Source organism: Micromonospora deserti, assembly GCF_003236335.1.
In the GTDB taxonomy this organism is placed as follows: Bacteria; Actinomycetota; Actinomycetes; order Mycobacteriales; family Micromonosporaceae; genus Micromonospora; species Micromonospora deserti.
In genome coordinates this window covers 1-10,192 of the sequence record NZ_POUB01000219.1, presented here as the reverse complement: position 1 = coordinate 10,192, position 10,192 = coordinate 1, and the positions used below count along the sequence as shown (strand labels likewise).

5 protein-coding genes are annotated in these 10,192 nt (G+C 70.8%); 2 read left to right on the top strand and 3 right to left on the bottom strand.

The window, feature by feature from the left end; genetic code table 11:
• Positions 1-4 precede the first annotated feature (4 nt).
• The gene (locus tag C1I99_RS35445) at positions 5-2,002 is read right to left on the bottom strand and encodes a penicillin-binding transpeptidase domain-containing protein (RefSeq protein WP_111136476.1); all 1,998 of its coding nucleotides are present in this window, start codon (positions 2,000-2,002) and stop codon (positions 5-7) included.
• A gap of 291 nt (positions 2,003-2,293) precedes the next feature.
• On the opposite strand from C1I99_RS35445, the gene C1I99_RS24050 reads away from it, so the two are divergent.
• Positions 2,294-7,345 (top strand): NAD-glutamate dehydrogenase, encoded by a 5,052-nt coding sequence (locus C1I99_RS24050; RefSeq protein ID WP_111136474.1) that lies wholly within the window; start codon positions 2,294-2,296, stop codon positions 7,343-7,345.
• 62 nt (positions 7,346-7,407) lie between these two features.
• On the opposite strand, the gene C1I99_RS24045 is transcribed toward C1I99_RS24050, so the two are convergent.
• Positions 7,408-8,091 (bottom strand): class F sortase, encoded by a 684-nt coding sequence (locus tag C1I99_RS24045; protein WP_111136473.1) that lies wholly within the window; start codon positions 8,089-8,091, stop codon positions 7,408-7,410.
• A gap of 1 nt (position 8,092) precedes the next feature.
• The gene (locus tag C1I99_RS34160) at positions 8,093-9,277 is read right to left on the bottom strand and encodes a hypothetical protein (RefSeq protein ID WP_233512677.1); all 1,185 of its coding nucleotides are present in this window, start codon (positions 9,275-9,277) and stop codon (positions 8,093-8,095) included.
• A gap of 469 nt (positions 9,278-9,746) precedes the next feature.
• Between C1I99_RS34160 and C1I99_RS24030 the strand changes: the two genes are divergently transcribed.
• Positions 9,747-10,192 (top strand): cellulose binding domain-containing protein (locus C1I99_RS24030; RefSeq protein WP_199562372.1); only part of this gene is annotated, 446 nt, incomplete at its 3' end.

Genomic DNA, 10,192 nt, shown 5'->3' with positions numbered 1-10,192 from the left:
AAATCTACACTTCTAGCTTCGTCGGCAGCGTCAAGTGTGTATAAGAGACAGGGGCGCGGAGGAAGCGCTCGGCGGCGGGAACGGCGGTGGCGGTGCTGGCCCCGCCCTTCTCGACGAAGACGGCGAAGGCGATGTCGCCCTGCCAACCGATGAACCAGGCGTGCGTGTGGGCGGGGTTGTTGTCGTATTCGGCGGTGCCGGTCTTGCCGTGCACCGGGTCGCCCGGCACGTCCCGCAGCGCGGTGGCGCTGCCGCTGGTGACCACCTCGCGCATCATCGTCTTGAGCGCCTGGACCGACTCCGGCTTCAGCTGCGGCCCGGGGGCGGCGGGCTGGGCGGGCGCCGGATCGAGCACCAGTTTCGGCTGCTCGAAGCGCCCCCGGGCGACCGCCGCGGTGGCGGACGCCATGGCGATCGGGCTGACCACGGTGGTGCCCTGCCCGATCGCGGCGGCGGCCTGCTCGGTGGCGCCCCCGTTGGCGGAGACCTTGCCGGTGAAGGCGTCCAGGCCGAGATCCCACTGCCCCTCCAGCCCCAGCGTGCGGCCGGCCACAGCGAGACCGTCGGCGCCCAGCTGCGGGGCCAGGGCCGTGAAGGCGGTGTTGCAGGACTTCGCGAAGTCGGTGCGGAACGGCACCGTCCCGAGCTCGAAGTTGTCGGAGTTCTTGAACGGCCGGCCGTCGACCGTGAACGTCTTCGGGCAGTCGACCGGCGCGTCCGGGGTGACCGCCCCTCGGTCCAGCAGCCCGAGCGCGCTGACCATCTTGAAGGTGGAGCCGGGCGGGACCTGGGCGGTGAAGGCCAGATTCTCCCCGGCCGCACCGGGGCCGTTGGCCGCCGCGAGCACGGCGCCGTCGCTGATCCGGACCGCCACCAGGGCGGCGCGACGCTTCTCGGCGCGCAGGGCGTCGTCGGCGGCGTTCTGGGTACCCACGTCGAGCGTGGTCTTCAGCGGCTGGCCCGGCTGCGGGTCCCGGTGGAACACCTCGGCACCGGTCGGCACCAGCGTGCCGTCCGGGCCGGGGCGTTCGACGATCACCGTCAGCCCCGGCGCGCCGCGCAGCCGCTCGTCGTAGCGGCCCTGCAGCCCGCCGTGGCCCACCAGGTCACCGGCCACGTACCGGTCCGGGTGCTTGGCGAGGTCGTCGGCCTGGGCCGGGTCGACGGAACCGAGCACGGCGCGGGCGAACTCGCGGGTCGGGGCGAGATCCAGCTTGTCGGCGCGGAACTTGGTGCCCGGCAGGTCGTAGATGCGCGACTTGATCTGCCGGTACGCCTCCTCGCGCAGCGTCACCACCTCGACGAACGCGCCCGGGTCGGCATCGGAGAGCCGCTTGGGCAGGCCGGAGAGGTCGACCGGCGGGGTGATCGGCGGCCGGACCGCCCTGAAGGCGTCGTCCAGCTTGCGAGTGAGCCCGTTCACGTCGGTGACCCCACTCGGCTGTACCCCTACTCGGACCACCGGTCGGGGGGCCACGATCGGCTGGCCGGCGCCGTCGAGCACGCCGGCCCGGGGACCGGCGTCCCGGCGTACCCCGAGCCGGTCGCCCGTGGTGAGCTGCTCCTGCACCAGCTGCGGCTCCCAGATCACCTGCCACTGGTCGTCGTCGCCCCGGGTGAGCCGTACCTGCCGGTCGTACGCCCACCGGGTCTGGCCGGGAAGGGTCCACTCGACCTGGACCACCGCGGTCGCGGTGTCCGCGGTGATCTTGGGATCGCCCTTGCGGGTCAGCGCCGGGGGCGTGGCCGCCAGTTCGCCGGAGAGCTCCTTGATCTCTCGCGCCACGTCGGCCGCCGGCACCTTCGCGCCGGTCGGGTCGACGAAGCCGACCTTCTGCAGGTCACCGGAGCGCCAACCGGCCAGGAAGGCGTCGACGCTACGCTCCGGGCCGTCAGCGGCCGAACAGGCGGTGAGCGCGGCGGTCGCGAGCGCCGCCGCGGCGAGCGCGGCGAGCGTCGGACGGCGCCGGCGGCGGTGACGGTGCGGGTACGACAGGTGCATGCAGCTCATCCCCCGGATCTCGAACTGCCCTGCACGGTAGTACGCCCCGCCGTCCGCATCGTCCCCGGGCGGGGGCGGACGTGCGGAAAGACGGACCCGTGACGGTGTGATGAACATCCAGAGGCGGGGTACTCCCGGGACCGGCCAACCTCGTACCCGCAACGGGTGAAAGGACAGTGTCCGGATCCGGACGTCCGGCCCAGTGGTCCGCCGGGGAAGGGGCAGACCGGCAGGGCCTAGGCTGGGCGGCAGAGTGACCCACAACGCGGTGGGTCGAGGGGAGTGGCACCGATGGACCGGCGTCCGGCGATCAAACCGGGACCCGACCTCCGGCCGGATGACACCGGCCAGGACGACAGCTTCGATTCGGCGACCGACGGGGACGGTTTCGGCCGACTCGACACAGGAGTGACCGGGATGACCGGTTCGAGCGTCGACACCATCTACGAGCTGGGCCTGCCCGGGGAGGCGCTGCCCGGCGACGTGGAGGACACCGAACTTGACGAACCGGTACCGAACGCGGAGCGGCTGGTCGCCCATGCCGTCGCGCTCGCCGGCGACGACCACGACGCGGCGACCCTGGTCAGCCGCTTCTGGCGGTTCGCGCCGGACGAGGAGCTGATCGGTTTCACCGCCGAGGAGATGCTGGCGGCGGCCCGCGCCCACCGGGACCTGGCCCAGCAGCGGGTACCGGGCGAGCTGAAGCTGCGCATCCACGAACCCGACGCGGACCAGCACCACACCGTCATCGAGATCGTCACCGACGACATGCCCTTCCTCGTCGACTCGGTGACCGCCCTGCTCAACTCGCACCACCTCGACATCCACCTGCTGGTCCACCCGCTGGTGGTGGTCCGCCGGGAGCCGCTCGGCCGGCTGACCGAGGTCTCCGCCGACGTCGAGCCGGACGACGCCATCGCCGGTGACCTCGTCGAGAGCTGGATGCGGATCGAGATCGACCCGATCCGCGACCCGGAGGAGCGGGACAAGCTCCGCCGGGAGCTGCAACGGGTGCTCACCGACGTGCGGGAGGCGGTCGAGGACTGGCCGAAGATGCGCCAGCGCGCACTGTCCCTGGCCGACGAGCTCGCCGCGGCCCGCACCTCCGACAACCGGCCGCCGGTGCCGGAGAAGGACATCACCGACTCGGTCGAACTGCTCCGCTGGCTCGCCCACGACCACTTCACGTTCCTCGGCTACCGGGAGTACCGGCTGGGCGAGACCGCCGACGGCGGGCAGGCGCTGCAGGCGGTGCTCGGCACCGGGCTGGGCATCCTGCGCCAGGACTCCACCGAGGCGCGGGCGCTGTCGTCGATGACGCCGGAGGCGCACGAGCGGGTCACCGAGAAGCGTCTGCTGATCATCACCAAGGCGAACTCGCGGGCCACCGTGCACCGGTCGGCGTACCTGGACTACATCGGGTTCAAGGTGTTCGACGAGGCCGGCGAGGTGGTCGGGGAGCGGCGCTTCCTGGGCCTGTTCTCCACCGCCGCGTACCGCACCAGCGTGCGGGAGCTGCCGGTGGTGCGGCGCAAGGTGGCCGAGGTGCTGGACCGTTCCGGCCTGAGCCAGCGCAGCCACTCCGGCAAGGACCTGCTGCAGATCCTGGAGACCTACCCGCGCGACGAGCTGTTCCAGATCAAGACCGACGACCTGTACCACGCGGTGATCGGCGTCCTGCGGATGGCCGGCCGCCGCCAGTTGCGGGTCTTCCTGCGCCGGGACGCGTACGGGCGGTTCATCTCCTGCCTGATCTACCTGCCACGGGACCGGTTCACCACGCAGAACCGGCTGCGCATGCAGGACATCCTGCTGCGCGAGCTGAACGGCGTCGGGGTGGACTACACCACCCGGGTGACCGAGTCGATGCTGGCCCGGGTGCACTTCATCGTCCGGACCGACCCGACCAAGCCCCCGGGCGACATCGACGCCGACCTGCTCGCCGAGGAGCTCGCCGACGCGACCCGGCTCTGGGACGACGACTACCGGCTGGTGCTGGAGCGCAAGCTCGGCGACGAGCAGGCCAAGCACCTGTTCAGCCGGTACGCCGACGCCTTCCCGGAGGGCTACAAGGACGGCCACACGCCGTACGAGGCGATGAAGGATCTGGCCAAGCTGGAGCTGCTGGAAGAGCCGGGCCAGCTGGAGATGCACCTGTTCCGCAAGCAGTTGCCCCCGCGGGCCGGTGGCCGGGAGCCGGACGCCGACGAGGCGATGGATGTCCGGTTCAAGGTCTACCGGTACGGCGAGCCGATGATGCTCTCCGCGGTGCTGCCGGTGCTGCACTCCCTGGGTGTCCGGGTGGTCGACGAGCACCCCTACGAGGTGGAGCGGGTCGACGGCCGGATCTGGCTCTACGACTTCGGGCTGCGGCTGCCGGAGGGACACCAGGAGCTGGCCGAGGTCCGCCCGCACGTGGAGAACGCGTTCGCGGCGGCGTGGCGGGGCGAGGCCGAGGTCGACGGCTTCAACGAGCTGGTGCTGCGCGGCGGGCTCACCTGGCGGCAGGTGGTGGTGCTGCGGGCGTACGCGAAGTACCTGCGCCAGGCCGGGACGGTCTTCTCGCAGGACTACATGGAGTCGACGTTCATCGCCTACCCGCGGATCGCCGCGCTGCTGGTCGAGCTCTTCGAGGCCCGGTTCGCGCCGGGCACCCTGGATGCCGAGCAGCGTAAGCAGCGCAGCAACGAGCTGGTGACCGCCATCCGTGCCGCCCTGGACGACGTGGCCAGCCTCGACCAGGACCGGATCCTGCGGTCGTACCTGACGCTGATCCAGGCCACCCTGCGGACCAGCTTCTACCAGAAGCGCGCCGGCGGGCGGCCGAAGGCGTACGTGGCGTTCAAGCTGGACCCGCAGGCGATCCCGGATCTGCCGGCGCCCCGGCCGAAGTTCGAGATCTTCGTCTACTCGCCCCGGTTCGAGGGCGTGCACCTGCGGTTCGGGCCCGTCGCGCGGGGCGGGCTGCGCTGGTCCGACCGGCGGGAGGACTTCCGCACCGAGGTGCTCGGCCTGGTCAAGGCGCAGATGGTGAAGAACGCCGTGATCGTGCCGGTGGGCGCCAAGGGTGGCTTCGTGCTCAAGCAGAAGCCGGGGGACCGGGACGAGGCGGTCGTCTGCTACAAGGAGTTCATCTCCGCCCTGCTCGACGTCACGGACAACATCGTCAGCGGCGAGATCGTGCCGCCGGTCGACGTGGTGCGGCACGACGGCGACGACCCGTACCTGGTGGTGGCGGCGGACAAGGGCACGGCGAGTTTCTCCGACATCGCCAACGAGATCTCCACCGCGCACAACTTCTGGCTGGGCGACGCGTTCGCCTCCGGTGGTTCGGCCGGATACGACCACAAGAAGATGGGCATCACCGCCCGGGGTGCGTGGGAGTCGGTGAAGCGGCACTTCCGCGAACTGGGGCACGACACCCAGACCGAGGACTTCACCGTGGTCGGCGTCGGCGACATGTCCGGCGACGTGTTCGGCAACGGCATGCTGCTCTCCGAGCACATCCGGCTGGTGGCCGCCTTCGACCACCGGCACATCTTCGTCGACCCGGACCCGGACGCCGCCACCTCGTACGCCGAGCGGCAGCGGCTGTTCGAGCTGCCCCGGTCGTCCTGGGAGGACTACAACCGGGAGCTGATCTCCGCCGGCGGCGGGGTGTACCCGCGGACCGCGAAGTCGATCCCGATCTCGCCGCAAGTGCGCGCGGCGATCGGGCTGGACGACGACGTCGAGCAGCTCTCCCCGCAGGAGCTGATGCGGGCGATCCTGACCGCGCCGGTCGACCTGTTCTGGAACGGCGGCATCGGTACCTACGTCAAGGCGTCCAGCCAGACCAACGCCGAGGTGGGTGACAAGTCCAACGACGCGATCCGGGTGGACGGCAAGAGCCTGCGCTGCCGGGTGGTCGGCGAGGGCGGCAACCTGGGCTTCACCCAGCTCGGCCGGATCGAGTACGCGCTGACCGGCGGCCGGATCTACACCGACTTCATCGACAACGCGGCCGGGGTGGACTGCTCCGACCACGAGGTGAACATCAAGATCCTGCTGAACACCGCGGTGGCGGACGGCGTGTTGACCGTCCCGCAGCGGGACGAGCTGCTGGCCCAGATGACCGACGAGGTCGCCGAGCTGGTGCTGCGGGACAACTACGACCAGGCACGGGCGATCAACAACGCCCAGGCCCAGGCCGCCTCACTGCTGCCGGTGCATCGCCGGATGATCACCGAGTTGGAGCGCTCCGGAACGCTGGACCGGGCTCTGGAGGCGCTGCCGCCGGACGAGGAGCTCGCGGTACGGGCCGAGTCCGGGTTGACCGCGCCGGAGTTCGCGGTGCTGCTCGCGTACATCAAGATCGCGCTGGAGAAGGAGATCCTCGCCGAGGGGCTCCCGGACGAGGAGTGGACGACCGACGTCCTGGTCAACTACTTCCCGACCCCGATGCGGGAGCGGTTCGCCGACCGGATGGGCCGGCACCGCCTGCGCCGGGACATCGTGACCACGGTTCTGGTCAACGAGGCGATCAACCGCGGTGGTATCTCCTTCGTCTTCCGGGTGGTCGAGGAGACCGCGGCCAGCGCGGCGGACGTGATCCGGGCGTACGTCGTCGTGCGTGAGGTGTTCGGGCTGCGCGACCTGTGGGACGCGGTGGAGGCGCTGGACGACAAGGTCTCGCCGGATCTGCAGACCAGCGTCTACCTGGACACCCGGCGGCTGCTCGACCGGGCGGTGCGGTGGCTGGTGACCAACCGCCGCTCGCCGATCGACGTGCCGGCGGAGATCGCCCGGCTGCGCGACGGGGTGGCCCGGCTGCTGCCGGAGTTGGAGAACCTCTTCTACGGCACCGAGCGGGAGGCCATCGCGGCACACATCGACTCGATGGCTGAGCGGGGGCTGCCGCGCGATCTGGCCGAGCGGGCGACCCGGCTGATGTACAGCTTCGGACTGCTCGACGTGGTGGAGACCGCGGCGAGCGCCGGCCGGGACGTCGGCGAGGTGGCCTCGGTGTACTTCGTGCTCTCCGACCGGTTCCGGGTGGACTCGCTGCTATCGAAGATCTCCCTGCTGCCCCGGGAGGACCGCTGGCAGACCCTGGCCCGGATGGCGCTGCGCTACGACCTGTACGCCGCGCTGGCCGCGCTGACCGCGGAGGTGCTCGAAGCGACGTCGGCCGGTCTGCCCCCGCAGGGGCGGGTGCACGAGTGGGAGCAGTCGAACGCCACCTCCATCCACCGGGCGCAGCGGGCGATGGGGGAGTTCGACGAGTCCCGGGCGGACCTGGCCGCCCTGTCGGTACTGCTGCGCCAGATCCGCACCCTGGTGCGGACCTCCGCCGCCGCCTGAGGCGTATCCGCGGGTCCGGCCGGTCGGGAACCGACCGGCCGGACCGCGTCGCGGTGTCCGGCTCACTCCGCCATGGTGGCGAAGACGACCACGTTGTCCGGGTAGTCGCCGGTAGCCTCGTCGAACTGCCCGCCGCAGGTGACCACCCGCAGCCCGGGCCGGTCGTTGGGGCCGTAGACCAGTTCGGCCGGGAACTCGCTCTTCGGGTACGCCTTCACCGACTCCACGGTGAAGGCCACCTGCTGGCCGTCCTCGCGGGCGACCGTGACGGTGTCGCCGGGTTGCAGGGCCCCGAGCGAGAAGAAGACCGCCGGTCCGATCGTGGCCGAGTCGACGTGGCCGACGATCACCGCGTTGCCGACCTCGCCGGGGCTCGCCCCCGGCTCGTACCAGCCGGCGAGCCAGGCCTGCTCCAGCGGGGGGACCTGCACGGTGCCGTCGGGGTTGGTGCCGAGCGACATGATCGAGGCGTCGACCCCGATCCGTGGAATGACGATCTTGGTGGGGGTGGACCGGGGCAACCCCGTGGCCGTGGGGGAGGTGTCGCGATCCCCGCCGCCGGTCGACGGCATGTCGGCGACCGACGGACCGGTCTGGGCCAGGGGTTGCGGCGGGCGGGGTGCGGGCGCGGATCTGAGCGAGGCGCCGACCATGCCGGCGCCCACCATGGCCAGCACGACGACGACGGCCGCGCCGGCGGCACGCCACGGTCTCCCGTGGCGGCCGCCGGCCCGTGTCGCCGTCACGTCAGACGAAGGACTCATCGGTCCGACGCCGACGCAGCAGGACGATGCCGCCCAGGGCGGCTGCGCCGATCAGGCTGGCCCCACCGGCGGCCAGGCTCCGGTCGGCACCGGCGCCGGCGCCACCGTCACCGCCGTCGACCCCGCCCTTCGGCAGTACGACCAGCTCGCCCTCGCCGCAGGAGCCCTCCAGCTTGTAGCGGCCCGGCTTGGCGTTCTCGTCGACCGTGGCCTCGCCGAAGTAGACGAAGTCCCGCTTGTGCTTCCAGTCGTCCTTGCCCTTGCCCTTGCCGTGGTCGTCCTTACGGTCCGTCCAGCCGCGCTCGTCGGAGCCGTACGAGTCGCGGTTGTCGGAGCCGTACGAGTCGCGGTTGTCGGAGCCGTACGAGTCGCGGTTGTCGGAGCCGTACGAGTCGCGGTTGTCGGAGCCGTACGAGTCGCGGTTGTCGGAGCCGTACGAGTCGCGCTTGTCGGAGCCGTACGAGTCGCGCTTGTCGGAGCCGTATGAGCCGTATGAGTCGCGGTTGTCGGAGCCGTATGAGCCGTACGAGTCGCGGTTGTCGGAGCCGTACGAGCCGTACGAGTCGTACGAGTCGCGGCTCTTGTGGTCCTCGCGGCCAGAGTCGTAGCCGCTCCAGTCGCGGCTGTCCGCCCCGTCCTGGCCGTGCTCCTCGCCCTTCCAGTCCTTGCTGTCCTTGTGCTTGCGGTCGTCGTCCTTGGCCGCGTCGGCGGCGCCGCCGCCCTGGCCGCCGTACTGCGGCTGACTGGTGGCGGTCTGGTCCGGCTTGGGCTGCTCGTGGTCCTTGCCCTTGCCGTCCTTGCCGTCGTGGTCCTTGCCCTTGTCGTCCTTGCCCTTGTGGTCCTTGCCCTTGTGGTCCTTGCCCTTGTCGTCCTTGTGGTCCTCCCCGCTGCGCCAGTCGCCACGGTGGTCGCCGCGGTCGTCGACCGGCTTGAGCTTGACCTTGCCGGTGACCTTGGACCAAACGAACGCGTGCTTCTGCGGCTCCTCGCAGACCTGCAGCAGCTTGACGTCCTCGCCGGCCTTGACGACGTGCGGCTTGGCGAACACCTTGCCCTCGTCGTCGCGGTGCTGGCCGTCCGCGAACGCGATCCCCGGCGTGAACACGAGCAGGGAAGCGCCACCGAGGGCCGCGCCCGCAACGACCTTCCCGAGCATCTTGTTTGCCATGACCTGCGTCACTCCATCCCTGTTGTCCTTAACTCGGCGACAACCGAGCTAGGGACGACGTTAGACCGTTTCACGAGTTATAAGAGGAAAGATTCACGTTCTAGAGTTTGTTGGGAGTTCGGGGCGCCGGTGGGGGTCAACGGCCGGGCTCCGCCCACTGGCGCCGGTGGTCCCGCCACTCCCGCCAACCCCATCGAGGCATTGCTCTGGAAGCGCTCCCATGCAAGAATCGCTGCACGCGGTTCGGGGAGCCACACCGCGCAGGCTGGAGTCGAGGGCAACCGGGTCCTCCGGGCGACATCCCGCCGATGACCGGCCGTCCTCGCCGGTCCGGCACCACCAAGCCCGTCCGGGTCGGGCGCTCCCGAGGAATCCCCCGTTGGCGCCGGCGGTAGTCCACGAAGGACGCCCGTCGGGCCAGTTCGCCGGGCCGTTCGCGGATCCGGTCCCGTCCAAGGAGATCACTGGCATGAATGTGTGGAGAAGGCTGTCCGGTCAACGCCGGACCCTCGCGCTGGCCGGCGCAGGCGCCCTGGTCGCCGGAGGACTGGTGACCCTCCCGGTCACCGTCGCGCACGCGGCGACCCAGTGCGACGTGTCGTACACCACCAGCGACTGGCAGGGTGGCTTCACCGCAACCATCAACATCAGGAATGTCGGCGACGCGCTCAACGGGTGGACGCTGGGCTTCGCCTTCCCGGACAGCGGCCAGCGCGTGCAGCATGGCTGGTCGGCCCGGTGGGCGCAGTCCGGCCAGAACGTCACCGCGCAGAGCGAGTCATGGAACGCCGCGCTGGCCACCGGTGCCACCGTGAGCATCGGGTTCAACGGCGCGTGGAGCGGCAGCAACCCCAAGCCGACCTCGTTCACCCTGAACGGGGTGACCTGCAACGGCGGCGGCCCCAACCCCACCAC